This is a genomic window from Faecalicatena sp. (assembly GCF_058819085.1).
The window spans coordinates 1-26,116 of record NZ_JBZUUL010000032.1 but is presented as its reverse complement, the minus strand read 5'-3'; the positions used below and the strand labels follow the sequence as shown (position 1 = coordinate 26,116).

Genomic DNA, 26,116 nt, shown 5'->3' with positions numbered 1-26,116 from the left:
GGAAGTGCCATGGCATAGGAAAGGAAGGCGTAAAATTGAAGATTGTAATTTTGGATGGGTATACAGAAAATCCCGGAGATTTAAGCTGGGAAGAGTTTGAAAAAATGGGTGAACTGACTGTGTATGACAGGACTTCTCTTACTGACTGGCGGGAAGTTGCAGACCGGATCGGGGACGCTCAGGCTGTATTAACGAACAAGACCCCTCTTGTGAAAGAGGTGATCGACAGGTGCCCTGACCTGAAGTATATCGGGGTACTGGCAACCGGGTATAATGTGGTGGATATCCAGGCTGCTAAAGAAAAAGGAATTGTGGTATCCAACATCCCTTCATATGGTACACAAGCAGTAGGACAGTTCGCGATTGCTATGTTATTGGAGATCTGCCACCATATCGGCCATCATGATCAGGCAGTTAGAGAAGGCCGCTGGGAGAGCAGTCCGGACTGGTGCTTCTGGGACTATCCGCTGATCGAACTTTCAGGAAAGACGATGGGTGTGATCGGATTTGGGAGAATTGGGCAGGAAACCGGCAGAATAGCGAAAGCATTGGGGATGCGCGTGATCGCAAACGATGAGTATCCGAATGATGCAGGACGTGAGATTGCTGAGTATGTATCCATAGAGGAATTGTTTTGCCAGGCAGATGTGATTTCTCTGCACTGCCCTCTGTTTCCTTCTACTGAGGGACTCATAAATAAAGAAAGTATAGCCAAAATGAAGGAGGGTGTTATCATCCTGAATACTTCCAGAGGGCCGTTGATTGTGGAAAAAGATTTGGCAGAAGCATTGAACAGTGGAAAAGTATACGCGGCTGGATTGGATGTGGTTTCTGTGGAACCGATCAGAGGAGATAATCCTTTACTGACAGCCAAAAACTGTATCATTACACCACATATTGCATGGGCGCCTAAAGAAAGCCGGCAGAGGCTGATGAATATTGCGGTGGAGAATCTGGAATTGTTTATGAAGGGGAAACCTGTAAATGTTGTAAACAGGGCATAGGCCTTGCAGGGCAGAAACGTTGTAAAGTGGCAATTCCTGTGTTATGATTAAAAATAAAAGTGCATGACTATACAAAAGATACAAGAGAGATACTCTGTATGTGTTGAGAAAACGGAGGGATTGCTTTGGAAGGAATCAGCTGTAAACAAAAAATCAGGGGTAAGATGAACCATCTTACCAACACGGAGGCGAAAATCGCCAAATATGTTCTGGATCATTATGACCAGGTTTTGAGCAGTAATATTACAGAATTAGCGGAACAGGCAGGAGTCAGCGATGCCTCTGTAGTACGTTTCTGCAAAAGTCTTGGATATAAGGGATATCAGGATTTTAAGATCAATGCAGCAAGGGACCTTCTGCCGAAAGAGAAGCATTTGAATCCTAGTCTGGAGCCCTCTGATGACATGGGGACGATCTGTAAGAAGATTTTTGGAACAGAGGTGGCAGTTTTGGACAGGACCCTGGCCGGGTTAGATATGGAGGCTGTTGAACGGGCGGCGCATATGATCAGGAATGCAGAAAAACTTGTGATCTTCGGCAGCGGAGGAAGTCTGCTCGTAGGAAAAGATGCGCAGCATAAGTTTTTAAAGATTGGCATTCAGGTATATGTTTATGAAGATATGGATATGCAGCTGATGGCTTCGTCGCTTATGAAAGAAGGCGAGGTGGCACTGTGTATTTCACATTCCGGTTATAATTCTAATGTGGTAAACTGTATGAAGAATGCGGCTGAATGCGGCGCCGGACGTATTGCGCTTGTAAGCCAGGGGAAGACGCCTGTTTCTAAGAATTCAGATGTGGTACTTTATACTGCTTCAGAAGAGACTATTTTTAAATCGGAATCAGTAAGTACAAGGATCGCGCAGCTTGCAATTATTGACAGCCTGGTTGCGATCGTGGCCTTTCAGGATTACGAGGATTCCTATCAGGCGATCCAGCAGACACGCCGGGCGACTTCACAGAATAAATATTAAGCGGTTTGAAGAAGAGGCTTAGCTTAAACAGAAGAATAGACTAGATTAAAAATGGCATTTGAGTGAAAATTATTTTCATTCAAATGCCATTTTGCGTTATGTTTTGTTTAAAATGCAAATGAAAGAAAATGATGATCGTAGATTGTGAAAAAATGAACCAGAGATAATCGATAAAAATGTAAAATGTTTTCATTAAATGAGAGAAAGAACCCATAAAAGCGCAGTGCTTTTATGGGAAATTATGGAAAAATATTACTATGATTGAAAATTATTTACAAAAGTTGAAAAATATGTTGAAAAATATTTTCACATATGATATAGTTTCAATAACGAAGGAAAACATAAGAAGGTAAAAGGCGGGTGAAAAAGATGGGATTCATAGAGACAGTGACTGGGCAAGTCGATGAGGGCGAGATAGGGCACTGCCAGCCTCATGAACATGTGTATATTACGCAGACACCGGCACTGCTTACCAATCCTGAGCTTCGGCTGAATAATCTGGCAGCGTCGATCAAAGAACTGCAGATGTACAGGAAGGCGGGCGGGAATACTCTGGTAGATGCCAATCCGTTAGCAACAGGCCGGGATGCACTTGCCCTAAAAAGCGCATCAGAGGTATCGGGTGTTCAGATTATTGCGTGTACAGGTTACCATATCCCGATATTTTATGCAGAAGACCACTGGATATGGAATACGCCGGAGGAGCGTTTGGAGGCGCTTTTTGTGAGTGAACTGACAGAGGGGATGTTTCTGGGGGGCTGTTATGGGTGGCCTTCTTACCAGACAGATATCAGGGCAGGACTTGTAAAAGCCATGCTGACATCCGAGGGGGTCAGCGGCAGGATCAAGGTGCTTTTGAGAGCGGCAGGGCGTGCGGCAGCGAGGACAGGTGCTTCACTCATGCTCCATACAGAGTATGGGAAGGGAGCACTTGAGGCAGTACAGCTTTTGAAAGAGCAGGGGATGGAGGAGAAAAAGATACTGGTCTGTCATGTGGACAGGCAGGTCGAGGATCTTTCCATACATGAAGAAATCGCGGCGTCAGGTGTATTTATGGAATATGATACGATCACTCTTTTCGAGTTCCATGACAACGATTCAGAGATCAGGATGTTGAGGCATATGATAGACAAAGGTTTTTTGAACCAGATTCTGATCTCCACAGACCCAACGGCGGACAGGCTGAAGAATTATGAAGGGGAATGCGGGATGGATTACATATTAAAAACATTTGTTCCTGAATTAAGAAAACAAGGTTTCACGGATCAGGAAATCTTACAGATAACAAAAGAAAATCCTAAGAGAGCCCTCGTCTGTGGCTAAATGCAGCATTCGAGGCAAAAAAGGGCGCTTAGGAACACGCAGAGGCATTTGTGTGTAAGGTACGGGTTAACTTAGTTTAACTAATTTAAAAGAATATGGAGGAAGAAGTATGAAGAGGAAAGTTGCATTGCTGTTATGTCTGGCACTGACAGGGACGATGGTGTTGGCTGGATGTGGAAGTTCAAAAGGGGATTCTAAAGGGGGAGATAAGGCTTCCTCCAAAGAGGCAGGAAAAACGAAGTGGGCCTCAACAGATGAGACGTTCAACCCTTTGGAGGATAAGGATGCCATAAGTTTCGAGGAGTTGAGAGAGGAATTGGGACCGATCTCCAAATCAGACAAAGAATTCAGTTTTGCCGGTAACGTAAAGGCCTTTGAAAATGTTGTGTGGCAGGAAATTGCCAATGGCTATGAAGGCTTCGCAGATGATGCAAAGGCGGCAGGGAGAAAGCTGTCGGTAGATACAACATCTCCTATGGGGGAAGGCGATGAAGAAGGACAGCTGTCCATTTTAAAGGACCAGGTAAGACAGGGAGTGAATGCAGTTCTCTTATCTCCGATTTCTGATGCGAACTGCCTGCCGGGAATCGAGGCGGCCCATGATGCAGATATTCCTGTGTTTGCAGTAAACAATGAGTTTAATGGAGCAGATATGTTTGTTGGACCAAATTCTTTAGAGCAGGGTGAGATCGCAGCACAATGGGTCAATGACAAGATCGGCGGCAAGGGAGAGGTTGCTATTGTTATGGGTATGGCAAAGACAGGTGTGACAAGAAACAGAACAGAGGGATTCGAAAGCTGGTTTAAAGAAAATAACCCGGATATTGAAGTGGTTGCAAAACAAAACGCTGACTGGGATCGTTCAAAGGCCAAGGATGTAGCTGCAACCTTTTTGAAAACATACCCTGATCTGAAAGCTGTTTTCTGTAACAATGACGTTATGGCATTAGGAGTTGTTGAAGCAGTGAAGGAAGCGGATCTGGAATTGAATAAGGACATCTATGTAATAGGATGTGACGGGCAGTCAGAAGCATATGACTCTATCCGTGCCGGGGAAATGGCTGCAACGATCGATTCTTTTCCATATTATGAAGGCTATATGGCGGCAGAGGTCTGCTACCGCTGGATGATTGGGCAGGATGTCCCGAAAGTAGTATTTACGCCGTGCAGGATGCTAGATTCCACAAATGTTGATAAGACAGCAGAGGAAAACTTAGGCTGGGAAGCACCTACATTTAAATAAAGAAAAGCTGCCAGCCGGTGCTGCCATGCCGGCTGGTCTGCTTTCAGGCAATATCAGCAGAGATGGGGCCGAAAAGAAAGGAGCAGTGCTTTGTGAGTGAGACGATGATTCGGTTTGATAATATACAGAAAAAATTTCCCGGTGTGTATGCCCTGAAAGGTGTGTCATTTTCGATCAAGAAAGGAGAGGTACATGCACTTCTGGGAGAGAATGGGGCAGGAAAATCTACATTACTGAACATTCTGCATGGTGTTTTTACGGCCACAGAAGGGGATGTCTATATAGAAGGGGAAAAGGTTAATTTTGGGACCCCGGTAGAGGCATTGAAATATGGGATCGCAAAAGTGCATCAGGAAATACATATGGTAGAATGCCTGACAGTCGGACAGAATATTGCCCTCGGATTTGAGATCCAAAGAAAAGGAAGGCTGGACTATCAGGATATCTATAAAAGAACAGATGAGATACTAAAGCAGCTTGGCTGCAGATTCAAAAGCAGGGACAGCATCCAGGGCTTAAGTGTCGGAGAACTTCAGATGATCGCGATTGCCAAATCACTCTATCACAATGCGAAAATCATATCCTTTGATGAGCCGACGGCTTCGTTGTCAAATGCGGAAACAGAAAGATTATTTGAAATCATAGACGAATTAAAGAAAAAAGGAATAACAATTCTGTATATCAGCCATAAGTTAGATGAAATATTTCGTATAGCAGACCGTGCCACTATTTTGCGGGATGGAAGCTATATCACGACTGCGGATGTTGCTGATATGACAAAAGAGGAATTGATAAAAAATATGGTAGGACGGGATGTGTCCAGTTATGCAGTGAGGTTAAAACCGTCCTGTGTGCAGGAAGAGATCGTGTTGGATGTACGCAGACTCTGCGGAAATGGTTTCCGGGATATTAGTTTTGTACTGCATAAAGGTGAAATCCTGGGAGTCTCAGGCTTGGTCGGGGCAAAACGGACAGAAGTCATGAGGGCGATCTTCGGGATAGATAAAAAGACGAGCGGTGAAATTTTTGTACATGGTAAAGAGGTGGATATAAAGTCACCGCAGGAAGCACTTAAAAATGGAATTGGTCTGATATCAGAGAATAGAAAGAGCGAAGGATTTGTGCCGGTAATGAATAATGCAATGAATATGGGGCTGGCGGCACTGCCGTCTTTCTATAAAGGAATCGGTTTAAATAAACAGTTGATCTATAAAAGCTTTGAGACCTTTGGGAAAAAGGTTCAGCTTAATATTATGGACCCGGAGCATCTGACACAGAATCTGTCAGGAGGCAACCAGCAGAAAGTGATTTTGGCCAAATGGTTAGCGACCAATGTGGATATCCTTATTTTTGATGAACCGACAAAGGGTGTGGATGTCGGTGCAAAAGCGGAAATCTATGCCTTGATGGAAGAATTTGCTGCAGAGGGAAAATCTATAATTATGATCTCCTCGGAGCTTCCCGAGGTCATAGGAATGAGTGACAGAATTATTGTATTAAAGGAAGGACGTATGTCAGCCCTGGTAAACCGAGAGGAATTCAGCGAAACAAATTTACTGGGACATGCGATAGGTGAGTAGGGATATGGGAAAACTAAAGAAAAGCATAAAATCATATTCGAGGGAATTGTCTACATTATTGGCGCTTTTGTTTATCATAGTCATATTTTCAATCATAGCTCCAAGATATCTTGAGATCAGCAACCTGATGGACATAGTGGAACAGGGAACGGTAAATGGATTCCTCGCCATTGGGGTGACCTGTGCGATTATCACCGGAGGGATCGATCTTTCAGTTGGTTCTGCTATGGCTGTGAGCATTGTGACATGCGGCAGGCTCGCGGTAGCCGGTGTTCCGCCATTTGTGGTGGTGCTGACCGGCCTGGGGCTGGGGGCTTTCATCGGAGTGATCAATGGAGTGCTGGTAACAAAGATGAAGCTGCAGCCATTCATTGCGACAATGGGCACCAATAGTGTATTAAGAGGAATCGCATATTTGATTACAGGGGGGTGGCCTGTTTTGAATATCCCAAAGGAGTACCGTGAGATTTTCCAGTATTCCATTGTGCCGAATCTCAGAATGTCTATGATAGTATTAGTTTTGATGTCGATTGTGTATTCCTTTGTGCTGAAAAAGCGGAAGACAGGCGTATATATTTATGCGATCGGCTCAAATGAAGAAGCCACAAAGCTTTCGGGTGTGAATACGGATCGGTTTAAGATCATGGCATATATGCTCTGCAGTATGGGGGCAGCCATGGCAGGTATGGTGACTCTCGCCCGTCTGGGAACAGGAGAGCCTACAGGAGGAGAAGGCTATGAACTCAACGCAATTGCAGCAGCAGCGATCGGTGGTACCAGTCTGGCAGGAGGAAAAGGAAGTATCCTGGGAACGGTTCTCGGAGCATTGATCTTATCGGCGCTTAAGATCGGCCTCGTTGTTGTGGGTATGGATACGTTCTATCAATATATAGCAACAGGTTTGATCATCATAGTAGCCGTATATCTTGAGGTGGTACAACAGAAGGTTTCAGGTATTTTTTCTAAAAAGAAGAAAATGGCTTAAGTGCTTCAGATTTAGAGCTTATATATGGGAATAGAGAAGGAAGCAGGAATAAAAAAGTGCTCTGCCGGACCGGCTGTTTTACAATACCTCCGATCCGGCAGAGCATTTTTTACCCCTCCAATTCATCCTCTTTCATCCGATACCCCACACCAACCTCCGTAAAGATATACTTCGGCTGTGCCGGGTCAGACTCCAGCTTCCGTCTGATGTTAGCCATATTGACTCTCAGGATCTTATTGTCATCATCCGCATACGGCCCCCATACATTTGAAAGAATGGAAGCATAAGTCATCACCTTGCCGGAATTCTGGGCAAGATAAGCTACGATCTTATACTCGATGGGCGTCAGGTGGATCTTCTCCCCCTCAATTGTAAGAAGGCGTTTGGAAAAATCCAGCACCAGTTCGCCGCACTGGTAAGGCCGGATATAAAGGGTGCTGTCTGTATTCAGCCGGTTGCTGTGGCGCAGAGATGCCCTGATCCTTGCCAGCAGTTCGGAAGTGCCAAAAGGTTTCGTAAGGTAATCATCGGCACCCAGGTCTAGGGCGGCCACCTTTTCCTTCTCCGCGGAGCGTGCGGATATGACGATGATCGGTGTGCTGCTCCATGTCCGGACCTCACGAATGACCGTGTTCCCGTCCATGTCCGGCAGACCCAGATCAAGCAGGATGATATCCGGGCATTGGGAATGGATCAGGTTCAGACCTTCTCTGCCATTGTCTGCATAGAGAACTTTATAATCATGTTTTTTCAAAATCTTCCCCACAAAAGTCTGTATATTCTTTTCGTCCTCAATTATCAAAATGGTAAACTTAGGTGTCATGTTCGCTCTCCTTTTCCATTGGAAGTGTAAATGCAAATTCGGCTCCGTCTTTATGATTGGCGGCGCAGATCGTACCGTCATGTGCTGTGATGATGGTCTTACAGATGGACAGTCCTATTCCGATGCCGCGGTATCCGTCTGTGTGGTCAATGCTGTATTTCCCTTCGAAAATATAGGGGATCTGAGCTTCGTCTAATCCGATCCCATGATCTCTGAGGCGGAAGGCAACCTGGCCGCCCTGGCTTTCGATCAGCAGGTCTAGGGGAGCCTGGCTTTGGGAATGGAGGAACGCATTCTCCATCAGATTGATCAGAACCTGTTCGATCAGTGTGGCATCCATGGGGATCATCAAAAAATCCTGGGGCATCTGCACATGGACAGACAGACCGGGATGCCGCTTCTGTACCCTGGTAATGGCCTCACCGACCACCTCCTCAACCACCTCCAGAGATTTGATGACCCTGCCGGACTCGTTCTGGATGCGTGTTACAGTCAGAAGGTTTTCAACCATATTTAAAAGCCAGTGTGCATCCTCGTTAATATTTGCGATCAATTCCAGCTGTTCCTTTAGTGTCAGATTTTCGTGGTCCTCCAGATAGGAAGCTGAGGAACCGATGATGCTTGTCAGGGGTGTGCGCAGATCATGTGAGACAGCCCGCAGAAGATTGGCACGAATCCGCTCCTTTTCCGCTTCCGCCAGCTTTCTCTCCCGTTCCTCCAGTACTGCCTTTTGCTTTTTGGTTCTTGTTGTTGTAGCACTTGTGATCAAGCTGATCGCCAGCATCCCGATAAAGGTGACAGGATATCCGGCAATGGAAAAGTCCATTTTGTAGAACGGATATGTAAAAAATATATTGACTGCCGCCACACAGAACAGGGATGCCAGAATACCGTACAGGTACCCGGTCGTATTCAGGGCGATCAGGATCAGTGCAAGAATATAGATCAGTGCAATATTGGCTGAATTTTTGTGTCCCAGATGAAAGAAGAAAAAGGATAGTATGGTCGCACTCAGCAGGCCCAAAAGTGTTATCCCGAGATTTTTAAATATGTGTCTGTTCAATTTATTATCACCCCAGTCTTTTCTATAACAAGAATCGTATAAAAACAGCATAACATAAAACCAGAAAAAATCTACATCTATTTCAGTCTGACGCGGCGGGGAAGGGTTTCGGACCGCTGTGCTTTAGGAACAGACCAGCCCGAGCGTAAAAAGCAGGTTCTACGAAAACTGATCCTGCGAAATCAGATCGGGGCTGTAAAAATCAGCCTATGTTTTTGTCAAAAATGGTGATCCAAATGCAGCAGGCAGATATGGTATAATGGATCTATGATATTTACAGGCTGGAGTGTGGGGGGAGAATATGTATCGTATAGCTGTCTGCGATGATGAGAGAATCACCTGCAGAGAAATAGAGGAACATTTGACGCAGTTTATGAAAAGCACAGATGTAGAGCTGATCATAGAAAGTTTTTATTCAGGGAAGGATTTTGTGGAAAGGCTGAAGGAGGAAACGTTTGATATCGTATTTTTGGATATCGAGCTGCCTGATCAAAGCGGTGTGGAGATAGGAAGACATATCAGGAGTGTCTGCCAGGACCAGAAGATGCAGATCGTGTACATTTCATCGAAGACCCATTACGCTTTGGCGCTTTTTAAGATGCGTCCGCTGGATTTTTTGGTGAAGCCTGTTGAATATGAGAACGTGGAAAGAGTGATGAAGATTTTTCTGGAGCTGTTCGGAAATGGCAGTGAAGTCTTTGAGTATCAATCGGGACAGAGCTTTTACCGCATACCGTATGACGAGATCCTCTATTTTACGAGTGAAGGGCGGCAGATCAGGGTGAAGACAGTAGGGGAAGAGGGATTTCCCGTGTTTTATGGAAAGATGAATCAGGTCTTAACACAGCTCAATGGAGGTTTTATCATGATCCATAAATCATTTATTATCAATCTGCATTATATCAAACAATATACCTATGAATCCGTTACTATGATAAACGGGGATGAACTGAGCATCAGCAGACCTCACAGAAAAGAGGTGCGGAGCAGGATGATGCAGTTATGGAGGAAATTACGATAGATATGCTCAATAGATTCATGATTATTTTAATCGTGCTTTTAATCGTCTGCATGATCTTATCTGTATCGGCGCTGTTTCTGTATATACGTTGGAACCAAAAGAGCCGCAGAGAGAAAAATATGGAGAAACAGATCGAAGCATATGACAATCAGCTGCGGATCATGGAAGATGCACAGAGACAGATGAAGGTGTTCCGGCACGATATCAGGCATCACCTGATCGTGCTTAAAGGTCTTGCCAAGGACGGCGGGGACTTTCCGGTGCTTAGTTACATTGAAGAGATCGAGGGCTATCTGGAGGAGACAAAGGAATATGTTTTCACTGGCAGAAAAGAATTAGACAGTATTTTGAACTATGTCATCAAGCAGGCAAAGGATGCCGGGATTGAAATTAAATGGAAGATAGAGGTTCCGACGGAGGTTTCTGTTAAAGCCTTTGATCTGACTGCGATCCTGGGTAATCTTCTGGAAAATGCAGTTCAGGGAGCAAAAAAGACAAAGGGGAGATGGATCCATATTTTTGTGAGGGCGGATGAGAGTATTTTGTATATCCGGATCGAAAACAGCTGTGAAGCTTCACTTGGCAGGAAAAACGGAAGATTTATGACAACCAAGAAGGATCAGGAAAAACATGGCTTAGGGTTATATAGTGTACAGAGTATGGTAGATAAGAATAATGGGACCTTGAAGCTGGACAGCAGCGGAGGCAGGTTCGCAGCGGAGGTCCTATTATACTTGTAAACAGATGATCTGAGGATGGGGAGAGAAAAATGCTATTTAAAATAATCGTTAAAAATTTTAGATTTAATCTGAAAAACTATGTCCTGTTTTTTATCAGTGAGATGATGGCGATCATCATGCTTTTTACATTCCTGGCATTAAAGTACTCACTTTCAGCTGGGGTCGAGGATGGTATGACCCGCTATATCGTGAATATCCAGTTTATGATAGCTGCAGCTATCATTATTATCATCAGTGCGTTTGTAATGATTTTTTCTATGAAATATTATATGAAGATACGGATCCGGGATTATGGAATGTTTCTCACACTGGGAATGAAAAGAAGCATGATCTTTTTGATGCTTCTGACGGAATCGGGCGCCGGGGTTTTTATGTCCATTGCGGGAGGGCTGGTTTTGGGCAACGGCGTACTGTTTGGGTGCCAGAAGCTTCTTCGTTGGATCGACCCGGCCTATCAGATTCATATGAAGGTCCCGCTTTCGGTATATGGGGATACGATTCTTTTCAGCTTTGTGATCATGCTGGCGGCTCTTTTTTCGATTATGATCCTCATAGGTGAAAAAAACGTATCTGATCTGGCAGAGGACAAGCAGAAGAAGGAACTACGTCCAAAAGGAAAATGGCTTCTCTTTGTATTAGCCGGCATCGCGCTATGTGTCCTGGGAATCTATATATATAAGGAGGATGTGGGTGAAGGTGCGTACCGTGCGATTATGGTCTGGGCTTTAGCCGTGTTCTTTCTGCTTTATTTTGGAGTGGGGATTGTGCTGGAACTGTTAAAGAGGAACCAGAGGTTCTATTTTCGGAATCTTTTACATCTGAGTCAGCTTTACCATCAATACAGCTCTAACTATCTGATCATGTATGGGCTTGCACTGATTCATTTTATAGCCATAGGTTATCTGGCGGGACAGATTGCAGAGACGCTTCCCCTCAACCCGGATCCGTCAGGATATCCCTATGATATCGTCTGGTCTGCGGCAGATAAGGATGAAGATTATATCCGGGCTTATGAGAAGAAATATAATGCCGCGGTCAAACAATATCCGATGTTTTCTGTTGTGGGAAGGAATATGGTACAGCATACCGGGATCTCTGAGAGCACTTATCAGGAGATCACCGGGGAGCGGGCTGGATTAAAGGGAGACCAGATCCTGTATGTGGATCAATATATGAAATACTTAGACCGGAAATCAAAGGAAGAAATCCTGGATAAGACGGATATCATCCATATAGGAAGATACCGAAAGGGGCTTGTGGAGGTTTCCGGGGCAGGGGCTGTCTATGGCAGAGGGGAATTCCAGAAGACGAATATAAGGGAAATGGTAGTGCGTCCGGCAGTTGGAAGGTATAGCATAGATGGGTGGCATATCAATGTTTTGGTGTTTTCAGACTCCTATTTTGAGGAACAGTGGAGGAAGATCAGAGAGAAGACAGATGAGCAGAATCTGCTTGTACTGATAAATCTTCCGAAAGCTGCTCAGAAAGAAGGGACCGGAGAACTAAAGGAGTATGAGGAAAAGGAAGGGATTAAAAATGATGCACAGGACATTGAGATCCCCAATCTCTTTGTTACAGACAGCTTTCTGGAAGGGCTGAAAATGCAGAATACATTTAATTTCACAAGCCGTATCATCATACTCTTTGCGCTTGTGTTCAGCTGCCTGTTCCTGATTGGACTGAAAGGATTCTCGGCAATGGAATTCTACAGGCGCCAGGATGAGTTTTTTTATTGTATGGGGATGAAACGCAGCAGGAGAAGAAAGACGGTCAAAAAGGAGATTTACAATGGGATCAGGATCCCCTTGTTCTTCGGAGGGGGCATGGGTCTTGTCTATACGGGATGCTATGCATGGATCTTTGAACCGGCGAAATACGGAGACTATACCTTCTGGAAGGCCTGGATCATGGTATCCGGGGGATATATCGCAGTAGTAGCAGCAGGAGCCTTTATGATGTCGCAGTATCTTGTGAGGAAAATGGAGGAGGTAACAAGGCATGAACGCTATTGAGGTGAAAGATCTGGTCCGCAACTATCGAAAGTCCTTCCTGAAAAAATCAGAAGAGGATGTAAAGGTGTTAAAAAATCTGAATTTTGCGGTGAAGGAGCATGATTTCGTGGGGATCATGGGAAAGTCGGGATGCGGGAAGACAACACTTTTAAAGGTGCTCGGTCTGATTGATAAGCCTACTTCGGGGAAGGTCTTTTTCAAGGGGCGGGATACGGAGGAACTGTTTGGTGATGAATTGGCAGAGATCAGACAGAAGGAGCTTGGATTTATTTTCCAGGACTTTTATCTGATGGACAGTCTGTCTGTAGAGGAAAATATCATGCTTCCCATGATCCTGGGGAAGGAAAAGCCTGAGAAAATGAAGAAGGCCGCCAAGGCTTATGCTGCCAAGTTCGGGATCGAACATTTGATGAAAAAGAATCCCTATGAGCTTTCGGGGGGAGAAAAGCAGAGAACTGCAATCTGCCGTGCACTGGTAAACGATCCGGACCTGATCCTGGCGGATGAGCCTACGGGAAATCTGGACTCCAAGTCGGGCGGCATTGTCATGAATGCCCTGGAAACGATCAACCGGGATTTTCAGAAAACAATTGTCATGGTAACTCATGATCCCCAGCTTGCCAGCCACTGCAAAAAGATTATTTTTCTAAATGATGGGGTCATATTGGACACCATTTGTGCGGGAGAAAGCAGGGAGAGATTTTATAAAGAGATCATCGGCCGTATGGCAGATCTTTAGGCGGAAAAAAGTTGTAAGAATTTCGCAAGATTCCTTTCTAGAATATTGACATACCGCACAAATAGCTTTACAATTACTATGGTATGTTTATTAAAGTTGCATATAAGAATATGCAAGAAAAAGGAGGAGTTAACAATGGATACAGGAAAGTTAAACAGAATACTGGAGGCTATGAAGGAAAAAGATATGCCGCAGATGATTATTGCGGATCCTCTTACAATTTTCTGGCTTACAGGGAAGATGATCGTTCCAGGCGAGAGACTGTTAGCATTATATCTGAATGTAAACGGTAACCACAAGATGATGATCAATGAACTGTTCCCGCAGGAAAAAGACCTTGGGGTAGAAATCGTATGGTATAACGACGTACAGGACGGCGTAGAGATCCTGTCACAGTTCGTTGAAAAAGATAAACCGATCGGAATCGACAAGATCTGGCCGGCAAGATTCCTGCTCAGATTACAGGAGTTAGGCGCAGGAAGCAAGTTCATGAACGGATCTATGATCGTTGACTACATCAGAATGATCAAAGATGAGAAAGAACAGGAATTAATGCGTGAATCCTCAAGATTGAACGACATCGTTATGGAAAAGCTGATCCCATGGGTAGGCAAAGGCCTGACAGAGAGACAGCTGAATGAAAAAGTACGTGAGATCTACAAAGAGGTTGGATGCGAAGATGTTTCCTTCGACCCGATCACAGCATATGCAAAAGGTGCAGCAGATCCTCACCATGTAACAGATGATTCCAAGGGTAAACGCGGAGACTGTGTAATCCTTGACATCGGTGGATTCAAGAATGCTTATGCATCAGACATGACAAGAACTGTATTCCTCGGAGAAGTTTCTGACAGAGCGAAAGAGATCTATGATATCGTAGTAGAAGCTAACATGAGAGGAATCGCAGCAGCGAAGCCAGGCAACAGAATGTGCGATGTTGATGCTGCATGCCGTGATTACATAACAGAGAAAGGCTTTGGCCCATACTTCACACACAGAACCGGACACTCAATCGGTCTGGAAGATCACGAGTTCGGCGATGTTTCTTCTGTAAATGAAGACATCATCAAGCCAGGACAGTGCTTCTCCGTTGAGCCAGGTATCTACCTTCCTGATGAAGGAATCGGTGTTCGTATCGAAGACCTTGTGATCATCACAGAAGACGGATGCGAAGTTCTGAACAGCTTTACAAAAGATCTGATCATTGTTCCGATCGAGGAATAATCGAAAAGAGGGACAGCACGAGTAAAGGACATGCTGAGACCGGGATTGCGTGAAATGACGCTTTGCATTATGAAATATGCATCAGCGTTCTGAAAGGGCAGATCCGGGATCACTTGAGAATTTGTTGAAAGTGCTGTAAAGGTATACCCAAAGGGCATCCTGCAACGTATGTCCTGGCGGGTGGGTTCGTGGTAAACTGCGGATCAAGGTTTGTATAGCGACAAGGCGGTCGCCTGTAGAAATTGTTTCAAACTATAATTTTTGCAGGTTTGACCGCTTTTTCTTGCAAAATCTTGAATAAGACAGTATCATAATAGTAAGCAAAGGGCTTGGTCTGTTGACTGAGCTCTTTTCAGAGGCTGATGGCAGGAAAGGAGGGGCGTTTCATAAGAGATGCCAAAAGCCAAAGGATAGGTATTATAAATCAGGAGGATAAAAATGGAAAAGTTATTGTATGTGGTTCCGGTGGTAGGAATCCTGACACTGCTCTTTGCCGTATATCTGGCGGTGAAGGTTGGCAGACAGGATGCCGGAAACGACAAGATGAAAGAGATTGCCGGAGCGATCAGTGAAGGAGCACGAGCTTTCCTGACTGCGGAATATAAGATCCTGGTAATCTTTGTGGCCGTACTGTTTCTTTTGATCGGTGTCGGTATTGGAAGCTGGGTAACAGCTGTATGCTTTGTGGTGGGGGCATTATTCTCTACACTGGCAGGATATTTTGGAATGAATGTGGCAACTAAGGCAAATGTCAGGACAGCGAATGCTGCAAAGGAAAGTGGTATGAACAAAGCACTGTCCATCGCATTTTCCGGCGGTGCAGTAATGGGAATGTGTGTGGCAGGTCTGGGTGCTCTCGGAGTAAGTGTTGTCTACATTCTGACAGGTAATGTGGATGTTTTATCAGGCTTCAGCCTGGGGGCTTCCTCCATTGCATTGTTTGCCCGTGTGGGCGGCGGTATTTATACGAAGGCAGCCGATGTGGGCGCAGACCTGGTAGGTAAGGTTGAGGCAGGAATCCCTGAGGATGACCCGCGTAATCCGGCGGTTATCGCTGATAACGTGGGAGACAATGTGGGAGATGTGGCCGGTATGGGAGCCGATCTGTTTGAGTCCTATGTTGGCTCGCTTGTATCGGCACTTACCCTCGGTGTTGTTTATTTTAAGGCATCCGGTGCGATCTTCCCGCTTGCGATCGCTGCATGCGGTCTTCTGGCTTCTATTATCGCAACCTTCTTTGTCAGGGGTGACGAAAAATCAAGCCCGCACAAAGCATTGAAGATGGGAAGCTATGTATCGGCTGTTCTGGTGGTGATCGCTTCTTTGATCCTGAGCAAGGTTTTGTTCGGGGATTTCAACGGAGCTATAGCGGTGATCGCCGGACTGGTGGTCGGCGTTCTGATCGGGATCATCACAGAGGTATATACCTCCGCGGATTACAAGTTTGTAAAACGCATCGGTGAGCAGTCTGAGACTGGCGCTGCAACTACGATCATCAGTGGTATTGCAGTCGGTATGCAGTCCACGGCAGTGCCTCTGCTTTTGATCTGTGTCGGTATTTTTGTGGCTTTTCAGGTATGCGGCCTTTACGGGATCGCACTGGCAGCTGTAGGAATGCTTTCCACGACAGGGATCACTGTTGCGGTTGACGCATACGGACCGATCGCAGACAATGCAGGCGGTATCGCAGAGATGTCTGGCCTGGATGATTCTGTACGTGAGATCACAGATAAGCTTGACTCTGTGGGAAATACGACCGCTGCTATGGGAAAGGGATTCGCGATCGGATCTGCAGCCCTGACAGCCCTGGCGTTATTCGTGTCTTATGCGAATGCAGTGAAGCTGGATAACATCGATATCCTGGATTACCGTGTCGTTATCGGTATGTTTATCGGTGGTATGCTGACGTTCTTGTTCTCAGCATTTACGATGGAATCTGTATCAAAAGCCGCTTATAAGATGATCGAGGAAGTAAGACGCCAGTTCCGTGAGAAACCAGGCATCATGAAAGGAACAGAAAGACCGGACTACAAGTCCTGTGTGGCGATCTCAACAACCGCAGCGTTAAGAGAGATGCTCCTTCCGGGTGCAATGGCAGTAGCAGCACCGCTGCTTGTTGGTGTTATTCTTGGCCCGCAGTCATTGGGCGGCATGCTTGCCGGAGCACTGGTCACAGGTGTTCTGATGGCGATCTTTATGTCAAATGCCGGTGGTGCATGGGATAATGCAAAGAAATACATAGAAGAGGGCAGCCACGGTGGAAAAGGCAGCGAAGCTCATAAGGCAGCTGTTGTCGGCGATACGGTAGGAGATCCGTTCAAGGATACCTCAGGACCATCTATCAACATCCTGATCAAGCTTATGACTATTGTATCATTGGTTTTTGCACCATTATTCCTTTCTATCGGCGGACTGCTGTAGAAAAAAATACGGTATCCTATGGGGAGTGTAGTACTCCCTGCAGGATACCGTTTTATATTCATGACAATAGAAAGTTCGCGCAAGCGTGTTTCTATCGTTTGAGAGATCTAAATTTCTTCGCCATTTTGATACTTCGAAAGGACATGCTGTATTCTTTCGCTTGGATTCAGCAGTGTGCTGATGGATCCGTCATGATTCAGTGTATCGATCAGAAGAGCGATATACTTGCTCATATCACAGTTGATATAGTAAGGCTTGGAGAGCAGCTCCGGTGTCTGATAGATCAGGTTGGTCGTCAGGATTCCGGTGATAAGGCCGTCCTCATAAGCCTTGTCAAATTTCTCCATTCCATTTGTGAATAAACCGAAGGTAGCAGCAGCGAAAATGCGGTTCGCTTTTCTACGCTTTAATTCGGTTGCAACCTCGATGATGCTGTCTCCTGAGGAGATCATATCATCGATGATGATCACGTCCTTGCCCTCTACGGAACTGCCGAGGAACTCATGTGCCACGATCGGGTTGCGTCCGTTGACGATCTTAGTATAATCACGGCGTTTATAGAACATACCCATATCCAGGCCCAGGACATTGGCAAGATAGATCGCACGGTTCGTGCCGCCCTCATCCGGGCTGATGATCATCATGTGCTCACTGTCGATCTTAAGATCCTTCTCTTTGCGGAGCAGTCCCTTGATGAACTGATAGGAAGACGGAACTGTCTCAAATCCGTTCAGCGGGATCGCATTCTGGACTCTTGGGTCATGTGCATCAAAGGTAAGGATATTGTCAACACCCATGCGTACCAGCTCCTGAAGTGCCAGAGCACAGTCTAAGGATTCCCTTCCGTTGCGTTTGTGCTGGCGGCTCTCATATAAGAAAGGCATGATAACATTGATACGGCGGCCTTTTCCTCCGATAGCGGCAATGACACGCTTTAAGTTCTGGAAGTGGTCATCCGGTGACATATGATTGATGTTGCCGGTAAGAGAATAGGTGATGCTGTAGTTACATACATCGACCATAAGATAAAGATCTTTTCCACGTACAGATTCATTAATGATACCCTTGGCTTCCCCTGAGCCAAAACGAGGTACTTTGGTATTAATGATATAGGTATCCTTTTCGTATCCTGAAAATGCAATATCATCCTTGTGCTCGATAGCGCTTTCACTGCGCCACTTTACCAGATAATCATTGACCTTGCTGCCGAGTTCTTCACATCCTGCAACAGGAATCAGTCCTAATGCGCCTACTGGAATGTTTTCTAAAGTTCTTTCTGTACGGTGTAACATGAGTTGACCTCCCTGATTTTAAATTCTTTTTAATTTTTTCTTGATTCTGATATCGTCCCCGATCAGCTTCAACATCATATAGTTACTCGTAATTCTGGAAAAAGAACGTTCTGTATACAGATCTGCCAGGGTATCGAGCGAAAGATTGGTTGAAATGATCGTGGATTTACGGCTCAAGAGCCTCTCGTTGATACAGGTAAAAAACTGTGATGCTACAAATGTGTTTGTAAACTCTGTCCCCAGATCATCAATGATCAACAGATCACAGTCAAAAATATACTCATACATATTTTGCGCATCAATGTCCTTTTTGTCAAATGTATTTTTCGCCAGGATAGAAAAAAACTTTGATGCGGAAAAATAGAGGACAGAAAATTCTTTGTCCATCAGCTCTTTGGCTATACAGTTTGATAAAAATGTCTTACCAATACCTACATCTCCGTAAAGAAACAGATTATTGAATTCGCTTCCAAAGCTATCGGCAAAATGGCGGCATACTTTTAGGGCATCCTGCATAACCTGTCTGGAAGAACGCCCTGTTTTTGGATCTATATAGTTGTCGGAGTAATAATCTAAAGAAAATGTAGCAAAATTTTCCTGACTGAGAATCTGGTTTAAGTTAGACTGCTCATAAAGGATGCCGATCACTGCCTTTTTAAAGCAGTGGCACTTTTTGTTGTTAATGTAGCCGGTATCTTTACAATCCCTGCAGTCATAGACTGGTTCCAGATAATCATCAGGAAAGCCGCCTGACTTGAGAAGCTCCTTCTTACTGTTCCTTAGGATAGAAAGCTCCTCCTTTAAGGAATCGACAGCCTTCTCATCTCCATTCAGCAGCTTCCGGCCATACTGGACGGAGAGAATGGAGATGGAATCGTCTAAGGACTTGAACTCAGGGAGTTTACGGTAGACCTCTTCGTAATGTCTGGTCAGGATGTCATGGTTCTTTAACTGACGCTGTTCATAATCACGCATGATAGCCTGATATTGTGATGGTTTTAATCCCACAATGGTACTCCTTTTAATTACTGTTTAATAGTTGCTCCTCCAAAGAATCCATGTCATAAGCTCGTCTCTCGAAATTGTTCAGATTCTTGGAAACTGGTTTCTGTCTGCCGGAGGTTGTCCTTGCGGCCTTCTCTTTCTGATAAGCTGCATCTAAGACAGCGATATCTTTCAGATGGCGGACGCCATTCTCCTGCCATTTGCGCAGAATGGTATCGGTATACTCAAAGCTGGGCTGATGGGTCGCAATGATGGTACGGCTGCATGCCTCCTGGATGATATCCAGGCTAAAGCCCATCTCTTCTGTCCACTTTTTGATATAGATCAGTTCTGTTGCAGCAGGGCCTCTGTTCTTGATGCCGAATGCATTCAGGACAGTGTAGCAGTTCTTGTTATAGTTAGCGGACTGCTGGCGCGCCTGCTCTATCGTTGTAACTCCGCTGTCAGACCAGGAGAGTGCTACCTTCTGGATATAATGGATACTCTTATGACCATTCTCAACGCAGGATTCGATGAGATATTCGATCAGGTCTGCGGACATGCCCAGCGTCTCATAAAAGTATGTAATTGCATCCACATCTGTCTTGGATAAGGTCTTTCCAAGGTACTGCTCTGCGATGAAAAGCAGGGACTTGATCTCTTTCTGAGCCTTAAAGGAAGTCAGAGGGATGGCTTTTGCCTTCGGAGCAGCCTCCTGTTCGAGGATAGGCTTGACCTCTTCAAAAACAGGCGCTTCCGGCATAGCTGTAACTTGTCTTAAAATTGTGGTTCCCGGAACTGTCGTTACTTCTCTGATCAGGGAAGCCTCAGGAGCGGATGTTACCTCTCTGATGACAGGCGCCTCTGCAAAAGAAGCGGTCTCCCGGATGACAGGGGACTCAGAAACAGAGGTGACCTCCTTGAAGGCAGGCCTCTCCGGAATCGCTGTTACCTTTGGAGCGGTCATCTTCCTGTGTGAGATAGATGGAGTCCGTTCCAATTCGATCCCGATGATCTTCCCGTCCTGATCCTTTTCCAGACTTAAAAGCCCTTCAGATTCCCAATATCTAAAGGCTCTTAAGACGTCATTCTCCGTATTATTCAGGCAGTCGGCGATCGTGGAGATCGTGAGATTAGAACACGGATCATCCAGGTGCCTCAGCAGGAATAAGTAAACCTTAATAAACTCCCCATTCGCGTTGATCATATAGTTATCAATAAAATCATTCGTGATTAAGGTTACGTTCGTCTGGAATTTATTTTTTAATGTTAATGTCTTCATGTTATTTCCCCTACCCTTTGGTTTTCGTACTTGACTCTCTCAATGCGTAAACGTATTATAGCACCATATCTTTGGCGGAAAAAGCACTTCTTTGTGGGAAAAACAGGGTTTTTTGTAGATAACTATGTGGGGAGAATGTGGATAAGTTTTAGCGTAAAAGGTCCTCTCCAATGTTTACAACGTCTCCGGCACCCATAGTTATCAACAAGTCGCCTGAAACGCATTTTTCTTTTAAGAAATTTTCGATCTCTTCAAAACTGGAAAAATAATATGCATCTGTGCCCAGCTTCTTTAGCTCCCCGGCCAGATCCCTGGAGGATATTCCCAGTGTATCTGTCTCACGGGCAGCGTAGATATCAGCAAGCACGACATGGTCTGCGTGGGACAAAGATTCGGCAAATTCGCGGAAAAATGCCTTGGTCCTTGTGTAAGTGTGGGGCTGGAATACGCACCACAGCTTATGATGCGGGTAATGGTGGGCTGCCTTTAAGGTCGCTGTGATCTCGGTCGGATGATGTGCATAATCGTCCACGATCGTAACGCCGTTTAAAGAACCCTTATACTCGAAACGGCGGTCAGTGCCTGCAAAGGAGAGCAGCCCCTTTTTGATCGTTTCCATATTCAGGCCGAGCAGCTCAGCAACAGCGATGGATGCCAGCGCATTAGATACGTTGTGGTCACCTGTGACAGAGAGTGTGATGTGTTCGGCATCTCTGCCCTTCCTTACCAGGTCAAAGGAGACTCTTCCCTTGTCGTCATAGCTGACATTTCGTGCGCTGTAATCCGCATCCTGAGCACTTCCGTAGGTGATGATATTGCAGTGCAGGCCCTCACAGATCTCCTGATAATTCTGGATATCTGAGTTGATGATCAGGGTTCCGTCCTTTGGCAGAAGTGATGCAAACTGGTGGAAGGAATGGCGGATATCTTCCAGATCTTTAAAGAAATCCAGGTGGTCTTCTTCTATATTAAGAATAATACTGATCTTAGGGTAAAAATCCAGAAAACTGTTGGTATATTCACAGGCTTCTGTGATAAATGTATCAGAATTGCCGACACGGATGTTGCCGCCGATGGCCTTTAAGATTCCTCCGACAGAGATCGTCGGGTCCATATCACCCTCAAGGAGGACATGGGAGATCATAGAGGTAGTCGTGGTCTTCCCGTGTGTGCCGGAAACTGCAATCGCATTTTTATAGTTCTTCATCAGCTGTCCCAAAAGCTCTGCACGTGTCAGCATCGGAATCTTTTGGGCAACGGCCTCAATAAGCTCCGCATTATCCCGGCTGATGGCAGCAGTATAGACGACACAATCGATCCCTTCGATGATATTATCAGCCTTCTGTCCGTAAAAAATCTGTGCACCCCTGCGCTCCAGCTGTTCGGTCAGTGGTGATCTTCTGGAATCAGAGCCAGATACTGTAAATCCTTCTTTCATCAAAATCTCTGCCAAACCGCTCATGCTGATGCCGCCAATGCCTATAAAATGGATATGGATCGGCTTCTGGAAATCAATTTTATACATAAAAATATCCCTTTCTCAAATAAAAATTCTTTAAAATAGTCATAAACAATTACTACTTTTTATATTATACTATATATGGGGAAAATTTAAAGATGTTCTTTTTGTGCAACATTAACAAAAAGGCAAAACGTTCCGCTAAAAATTTGTAAAAATTGTGCGCGGGAGAGAAAAGTGTGCTATAATGAGTGCAACTAACTAGAAATGAGGTGACGACATGATTAAGAAGGAAATGATTGCCATGCTTTTAGCAGGAGGACAGGGCAGTCGACTGGGGGTCCTTACCGCAAAGGTGGCCAAGCCGGCAGTAGCTTTCGGCGGTAAGTATCGTATTATTGATTTTCCATTAAGTAACTGTATTAATTCAGGTGTTGATACTGTAGGTGTCTTAACACAGTATCAGCCTTTAAGGTTGAATACTCATATAGGAATTGGTATTCCGTGGGATTTGGACCGTAATGTCGGAGGGGTGACTATTCTTCCGCCGTACGAGAAGAGTACAAGCAGTGAATGGTATACCGGTACTGCAAATGCGATCTATCAGAACCTGGATTATATGGAGAACTATAATCCGGATTATGTCCTGATTCTTTCAGGGGACCATATTTATAAGATGGATTACGAGGTGATGCTTGATTTCCATAAGGCGAACAAGGCAGATGTGACGATCGCAGCCATGCCGGTTCCGATGGAAGAAGCCAGCCGTTTTGGTATTGTCGTTACTGATGATGAGAGCCGGATCAAGGAATTCGAAGAAAAGCCGGAGAAGCCGAGCAGCAACCTGGCTTCTATGGGAATCTACATATTCAGCTGGCCGGTGCTTAGGGATGCTCTGATCAGGCTTTCAGAACAGCCGAACTGTGACTTTGGTAAACATATCATCCCATATTGCCATGAGAATGGTAAGAGAATGTTTGCATATGAGTACAATGGCTACTGGAAGGATGTCGGAACATTGAGTTCCTATTGGGAAGCAAACATGGAATTGATCGATATCATTCCTGAATTTAACTTATATGAAGAGTTTTGGAAGATCTATACCAACAGCGCGAACCTTCCGCCACAGTATATTTCGGAGCAGTCTGTAGTTGACAGATGTATTATCAGCAACGGTTCGGAGATCTACGGTGAAGTCCGCAACTCTGTGCTTGGAGGCGGCGTGACGATCGGTAAAGGAAGCGTGATCAGAGATTCGATCCTGATGAGAGATGTGACGATCGGAGATAACTGTGTGATAGAGAAAGCCATCATTGCAGAAGGTACAGTGATCGGAGATAATGTTGTGATCGGCATCGGAAGCGAAGTTCCGAATAAGGATAAGCCGAATATTTACAGCGGCGGCCTTGCAACGATCGGTGAGAATTCAAAGATACCGTCTGGGGTACAGATCGGTAAGAATACCGCCATTAGTGGTGTTACATCCATAGAAGATTACAGCGATGGAGTACTTGCAAGCGGTGAGACATTAATAAAGGCAGGTGATCGAGTATGAGAGCAGTAGGTATTATCTTAGCAGGCGGGAACAACAGGAAGATGCAGGAGCTGACTTCCAGACGTGCGGTTGCGGCCATGCCGGTAGCAGGCAGCTACAGGGCGATCGATTTTGCATTGAGCAACATGGCTAACTCCCATATCCAGAAGGTGGCTGTCCTGACACAGTATAATGCGAGATCCTTAAATGAACACTTGAATTCATCCAAGTGGTGGGATTTCGGAAGAAAGCAGGGAGGACTTTACGTTTTCACTCCTACGATCACTGCAGAGAATGGTTACTGGTACCGCGGTACTGCTGATGCGATCTATCAGAACCTGGATTTCCTTAAGAGATGTCATGAACCGTATGTGATCATTACATCAGGGGATGCGGTGTACAAGCTTGATTATAACAAGGTACTTGAATACCATATTGCGAAGAAAGCAGATATTACTGTTGTGTGTAAGGAACTGGGACCGAATGAGGATGCAACCCGCTTCGGCACCGTGCGTATGAATGAATCCGCAAGGATCGAAGAGTTTGAGGAGAAACCTATGGTGGCTCACTCCCAGACGATCTCTACTGGTATTTATGTTATCAGGAGAAGGCAACTGATCGACCTCATCGAGCATTGTGCAGAGGAGGAAAGACATGATTTTGTAACCGATATTCTGATTCGGTATAAGAATCTGAAGAAGATTTACGGTTATAAGATAAACAGCTACTGGAGTAACATCTCAACAGTGGACGCATATTACCGAACGAATATGGATTTCCTGAAACCGGAAGTACGAAACTACTTCTTTAAAGAGCTTCCGGCGGTCAACTCTAAGGTGAGTGATCTTCCGCCGGCGAAGTACAATCCTGGGGCAGTTGTAAAGAACAGCCTTGTAGGAAGCGGAAGTATCATTAACGGAACAGTTGAGAATTCCGTGATCTTCAAGAAGGTATTTGTCGGCAATAACTGCGTGATCAAGAATTCCATTATCCTGAACGACGTTTATCTTGGGGATAACACGTACATTGAAAATTGTGTTGTAGAAAGTCGCGATACGATAAGGGCAAACACGAGACATGTTGGTGAGAATGGTGTGAAAGTGGTAGTTGAGAAAAACGAGCGGTATGCATTATAAAGGTTGTGCTTATTGTGCTTAGGGCTCAATCAAGTAAAAGATTTAATGCAGGCGGAGAAAGGAGACTTGAACATTATGCAAATCACAGATGTGCGTGTGCGCAAGGTAGCAAAGGAAGGTAAGTTGAAGGCGGTAGTTTCTATTACGATTGATGATGAATTTGTAGTTCATGACATCAAGGTAATCGAAGGAGAAAAGGGGTTATTTATTGCAATGCCGAGCAAGAAAGCTCTTGACGGTGAATACCGCGACATCGCGCACCCGATCAACTCTGGCACAAGAGAGCGGATTCAGAAGATCATCCTGGAGAAGTATACTGAGGCCGTGGAAGAAGAGCCGGAAGTAGTGCTTGGGGAAATGTAATTGGAGTAGCAGATAAAGGCTGCTGCAGACTTATCAGGTCTGCAGCAGTTTTTTTAGATTGAGGAGAGCCTGTCAAGTCGGAATTCCATCTGACGGTCCGTGCGGGGATGCCGGAAAGTAAGACGACAGGCATAAAGCTGCAGTGTGTCATAGCTTTCGTTTGAGGCATCAGGTGACGCGGCACCATATTTCCGGTCTCCGGCGATGGGACACTTAAGGTGGTGTGCCATCTGGACACGGATCTGATGGTGGCGTCCGGTCTCAAGCGTGATCTCCGCCAGTGAAAAAGGCGGTTTGGATTCCAGGATTTTATAATGCAGGACCGCCTTTTTTGCACCGTTTGTATCAGGGGCACAGATACGTGATGTATTCGTCTTCCCGTCTTTGACAAGATAGTCACACAGGCTGCCCTGATCGGGGGAGGGCGTTCCGACAAGCAGGGCACGGTAATACTTTCCGAAACCATATTGCGTCAGCTGTTTGGTGAGCTTTGCGGCGGCCGAACGGTTTTTTGCAAATACCAGAAGTCCTTCAACCGGCTGATCCAGACGATGGATCACGGCAAGATACGGCTCGGCCTTTTTTTCGCCCTTTTTGTAGAGATGATTTTTTAAAATACTCACCATATCCGGGGTTCCGATACGGCTGTTCTGGGTTGCAATGCCCGAGGGCTTTACACAGACAATGATGTCCTGGTCTTCATGTAATATATCAGGGGTCATTTTATTTACTCCTTTGGCTTGATATCCTTGACTTTTCAGACGAATCTGACTACACTGATTATCGTACAAATGAAAAGTGAGGTCAAGTATGATAACATATTTATTATTGACTCAAACTTCCCACACCAATAAGGTGTGCTGAACCTTGAAAATCCAATATTTCAGCCAATAAAAAAGGCATAAATACAATCC

At 45.2% G+C, this 26,116-nt stretch carries 22 protein-coding genes; 15 read left to right on the top strand and 7 right to left on the bottom strand.

Going from position 1 to position 26,116, the window contains the following annotated elements; translation table 11 throughout:
- Window positions 1-35: 35 nt before the first annotated feature.
- From AC4OGX_RS15435 to AC4OGX_RS15410, 6 genes are all read left to right on the top strand, one after another.
- A complete protein-coding gene (locus AC4OGX_RS15435) occupies window positions 36-1,004 on the top strand; it encodes a D-2-hydroxyacid dehydrogenase (protein WP_493331501.1) in 969 nt (322 codons plus the stop codon).
- Between the two features lie 125 nt (window positions 1,005-1,129).
- Window positions 1,130-1,978 carry a MurR/RpiR family transcriptional regulator gene (locus AC4OGX_RS15430; protein WP_493331499.1) on the top strand — a complete coding sequence of 283 codons (849 nt, stop codon included), beginning with the start codon at window positions 1,130-1,132 and terminating at the stop codon, window positions 1,976-1,978.
- A 369-nt stretch (window positions 1,979-2,347) separates the two neighbouring features.
- Window positions 2,348-3,301 (top strand): phosphotriesterase family protein, encoded by a 954-nt coding sequence (locus AC4OGX_RS15425; protein ID WP_493331498.1) that lies wholly within the window; start codon window positions 2,348-2,350, stop codon window positions 3,299-3,301.
- A gap of 109 nt (window positions 3,302-3,410) precedes the next feature.
- A complete protein-coding gene (locus AC4OGX_RS15420) occupies window positions 3,411-4,544 on the top strand; it encodes a substrate-binding domain-containing protein (protein WP_493331497.1) in 1,134 nt (377 codons plus the stop codon).
- Window positions 4,545-4,606: 62 nt separating this feature from the next.
- The gene (locus AC4OGX_RS15415; RefSeq protein WP_493331496.1) at window positions 4,607-6,124 is read left to right on the top strand and encodes a sugar ABC transporter ATP-binding protein; all 1,518 of its coding nucleotides are present in this window, start codon (window positions 4,607-4,609) and stop codon (window positions 6,122-6,124) included.
- Window positions 6,125-6,128: 4 nt separating this feature from the next.
- On the top strand, window positions 6,129-7,109 hold the full coding sequence (locus AC4OGX_RS15410; RefSeq protein ID WP_493331495.1) for an ABC transporter permease: 981 nt from the start codon (window positions 6,129-6,131) through the stop codon (window positions 7,107-7,109).
- Between the two features lie 109 nt (window positions 7,110-7,218).
- Here the strand turns inward: AC4OGX_RS15410 and AC4OGX_RS15405 are convergent, their stop codons facing one another.
- On the bottom strand, window positions 7,219-7,932 hold the full coding sequence (locus AC4OGX_RS15405; RefSeq protein WP_493331493.1) for a response regulator: 714 nt from the start codon (window positions 7,930-7,932) through the stop codon (window positions 7,219-7,221).
- On the bottom strand, window positions 7,922-8,995 hold the full coding sequence (locus AC4OGX_RS15400) for a sensor histidine kinase (protein ID WP_493331492.1): 1,074 nt from the start codon (window positions 8,993-8,995) through the stop codon (window positions 7,922-7,924). Before AC4OGX_RS15400 ends, AC4OGX_RS15405 begins: the two co-directional genes overlap by 11 nt.
- Before the next feature lie 301 nt (window positions 8,996-9,296).
- On the opposite strand from AC4OGX_RS15400, the gene AC4OGX_RS15395 reads away from it, so the two are divergent.
- From AC4OGX_RS15395 to AC4OGX_RS15370, 6 genes are all read left to right on the top strand, one after another.
- A complete protein-coding gene (locus tag AC4OGX_RS15395) occupies window positions 9,297-10,016 on the top strand; it encodes a LytR/AlgR family response regulator transcription factor (RefSeq protein ID WP_493331491.1) in 720 nt (239 codons plus the stop codon).
- Window positions 9,998-10,756 carry a sensor histidine kinase gene (locus AC4OGX_RS15390; RefSeq protein ID WP_493331490.1) on the top strand — a complete coding sequence of 253 codons (759 nt, stop codon included), beginning with the start codon at window positions 9,998-10,000 and terminating at the stop codon, window positions 10,754-10,756. Before AC4OGX_RS15395 ends, AC4OGX_RS15390 begins: the two co-directional genes overlap by 19 nt.
- 29 nt (window positions 10,757-10,785) lie before the next feature.
- Window positions 10,786-12,768: an FtsX-like permease family protein gene (locus tag AC4OGX_RS15385; protein WP_493331489.1), complete on the top strand. Its 1,983-nt coding sequence runs from the start codon at window positions 10,786-10,788 to the stop codon at window positions 12,766-12,768.
- The gene (locus AC4OGX_RS15380) at window positions 12,755-13,507 is read left to right on the top strand and encodes an ABC transporter ATP-binding protein (RefSeq protein WP_493331488.1); all 753 of its coding nucleotides are present in this window, start codon (window positions 12,755-12,757) and stop codon (window positions 13,505-13,507) included. Before AC4OGX_RS15385 ends, AC4OGX_RS15380 begins: the two co-directional genes overlap by 14 nt.
- A gap of 135 nt (window positions 13,508-13,642) precedes the next feature.
- Complete coding sequence (locus tag AC4OGX_RS15375) at window positions 13,643-14,731, top strand: M24 family metallopeptidase (RefSeq protein WP_493331487.1); 1,089 nt, start codon at window positions 13,643-13,645, stop codon at window positions 14,729-14,731.
- Between the two features lie 438 nt (window positions 14,732-15,169).
- Complete coding sequence (locus AC4OGX_RS15370) at window positions 15,170-17,152, top strand: sodium-translocating pyrophosphatase (protein ID WP_493331486.1); 1,983 nt, start codon at window positions 15,170-15,172, stop codon at window positions 17,150-17,152.
- A gap of 107 nt (window positions 17,153-17,259) precedes the next feature.
- Here the strand turns inward: AC4OGX_RS15370 and AC4OGX_RS15365 are convergent, their stop codons facing one another.
- The 4 genes from AC4OGX_RS15365 to murC all read right to left on the bottom strand — a co-directional run bounded on the left by AC4OGX_RS15365 (window position 17,260) and on the right by murC (window position 22,235).
- Window positions 17,260-18,444, bottom strand: coding sequence for a ribose-phosphate pyrophosphokinase (locus AC4OGX_RS15365; RefSeq protein ID WP_493331485.1), 1,185 nt, complete (start codon window positions 18,442-18,444; stop codon window positions 17,260-17,262).
- Between the two features lie 18 nt (window positions 18,445-18,462).
- Window positions 18,463-19,452: an ATP-binding protein gene (locus tag AC4OGX_RS15360; RefSeq protein ID WP_493331484.1), complete on the bottom strand. Its 990-nt coding sequence runs from the start codon at window positions 19,450-19,452 to the stop codon at window positions 18,463-18,465.
- 13 nt (window positions 19,453-19,465) lie between these two features.
- Window positions 19,466-20,710 (bottom strand): DnaD domain protein, encoded by a 1,245-nt coding sequence (locus AC4OGX_RS15355; protein WP_493331483.1) that lies wholly within the window; start codon window positions 20,708-20,710, stop codon window positions 19,466-19,468.
- A gap of 148 nt (window positions 20,711-20,858) precedes the next feature.
- Window positions 20,859-22,235 (bottom strand): UDP-N-acetylmuramate--L-alanine ligase, encoded by a 1,377-nt coding sequence (gene murC, locus AC4OGX_RS15350; protein WP_493331481.1) that lies wholly within the window; start codon window positions 22,233-22,235, stop codon window positions 20,859-20,861.
- A gap of 214 nt (window positions 22,236-22,449) precedes the next feature.
- Between murC and AC4OGX_RS15345 the strand changes: the two genes are divergently transcribed.
- From AC4OGX_RS15345 to spoVG, 3 genes are all read left to right on the top strand, one after another.
- Window positions 22,450-23,724 carry a glucose-1-phosphate adenylyltransferase gene (locus AC4OGX_RS15345; RefSeq protein WP_493331480.1) on the top strand — a complete coding sequence of 425 codons (1,275 nt, stop codon included), beginning with the start codon at window positions 22,450-22,452 and terminating at the stop codon, window positions 23,722-23,724.
- Window positions 23,721-24,839 (top strand): glucose-1-phosphate adenylyltransferase subunit GlgD, encoded by a 1,119-nt coding sequence (gene glgD, locus AC4OGX_RS15340; protein WP_493331479.1) that lies wholly within the window; start codon window positions 23,721-23,723, stop codon window positions 24,837-24,839. Before AC4OGX_RS15345 ends, glgD begins: the two co-directional genes overlap by 4 nt.
- Window positions 24,840-24,914: 75 nt before the next feature.
- Complete coding sequence (spoVG, locus tag AC4OGX_RS15335) at window positions 24,915-25,202, top strand: septation regulator SpoVG (protein ID WP_109732663.1); 288 nt, start codon at window positions 24,915-24,917, stop codon at window positions 25,200-25,202.
- A gap of 53 nt (window positions 25,203-25,255) precedes the next feature.
- On the opposite strand, the gene AC4OGX_RS15330 is transcribed toward spoVG, so the two are convergent.
- On the bottom strand, window positions 25,256-25,924 hold the full coding sequence (locus AC4OGX_RS15330) for an RluA family pseudouridine synthase (protein WP_493331477.1): 669 nt from the start codon (window positions 25,922-25,924) through the stop codon (window positions 25,256-25,258).
- Window positions 25,925-26,116 lie beyond the last annotated feature (192 nt).

Excerpts from the sequence above, each read along its gene's own strand:
- glgD (WP_493331479.1), top strand. The coding sequence starts at position 23,721 with ATGAGAGCAGTAGGTATTATCTTAGCAGGCGGGAACAACAGGAAGATG.
- AC4OGX_RS15390 (WP_493331490.1), top strand. The coding sequence starts at position 9,998 with ATGGAGGAAATTACGATAGATATGCTCAATAGATTCATGATTATTTTA.
- AC4OGX_RS15425 (WP_493331498.1), top strand. The coding sequence starts at position 2,348 with ATGGGATTCATAGAGACAGTGACTGGGCAAGTCGATGAGGGCGAGATA.
- AC4OGX_RS15375 (WP_493331487.1), top strand. The coding sequence starts at position 13,643 with ATGGATACAGGAAAGTTAAACAGAATACTGGAGGCTATGAAGGAAAAA.
- AC4OGX_RS15370 (WP_493331486.1), top strand. The coding sequence starts at position 15,170 with ATGGAAAAGTTATTGTATGTGGTTCCGGTGGTAGGAATCCTGACACTG.
- AC4OGX_RS15380 (WP_493331488.1), top strand. The coding sequence starts at position 12,755 with ATGAACGCTATTGAGGTGAAAGATCTGGTCCGCAACTATCGAAAGTCC.
- AC4OGX_RS15395 (WP_493331491.1), top strand. The coding sequence starts at position 9,297 with ATGTATCGTATAGCTGTCTGCGATGATGAGAGAATCACCTGCAGAGAA.
- AC4OGX_RS15405 (WP_493331493.1), bottom strand. The coding sequence starts at position 7,932 with ATGACACCTAAGTTTACCATTTTGATAATTGAGGACGAAAAGAATATA.
- AC4OGX_RS15355 (WP_493331483.1), bottom strand. The coding sequence starts at position 20,710 with ATGAAGACATTAACATTAAAAAATAAATTCCAGACGAACGTAACCTTA.
- AC4OGX_RS15330 (WP_493331477.1), bottom strand. The coding sequence starts at position 25,924 with ATGACCCCTGATATATTACATGAAGACCAGGACATCATTGTCTGTGTA.
- AC4OGX_RS15345 (WP_493331480.1), top strand. The coding sequence starts at position 22,450 with ATGATTAAGAAGGAAATGATTGCCATGCTTTTAGCAGGAGGACAGGGC.
- AC4OGX_RS15415 (WP_493331496.1), top strand. The coding sequence starts at position 4,607 with ATGGGGCCGAAAAGAAAGGAGCAGTGCTTTGTGAGTGAGACGATGATT.
- AC4OGX_RS15420 (WP_493331497.1), top strand. The coding sequence starts at position 3,411 with ATGAAGAGGAAAGTTGCATTGCTGTTATGTCTGGCACTGACAGGGACG.
- murC (WP_493331481.1), bottom strand. The coding sequence starts at position 22,235 with ATGTATAAAATTGATTTCCAGAAGCCGATCCATATCCATTTTATAGGC.
- spoVG (WP_109732663.1), top strand. The coding sequence starts at position 24,915 with ATGCAAATCACAGATGTGCGTGTGCGCAAGGTAGCAAAGGAAGGTAAG.
- AC4OGX_RS15365 (WP_493331485.1), bottom strand. The coding sequence starts at position 18,444 with ATGTTACACCGTACAGAAAGAACTTTAGAAAACATTCCAGTAGGCGCA.
- AC4OGX_RS15410 (WP_493331495.1), top strand. The coding sequence starts at position 6,129 with ATGGGAAAACTAAAGAAAAGCATAAAATCATATTCGAGGGAATTGTCT.
- AC4OGX_RS15385 (WP_493331489.1), top strand. The coding sequence starts at position 10,786 with ATGCTATTTAAAATAATCGTTAAAAATTTTAGATTTAATCTGAAAAAC.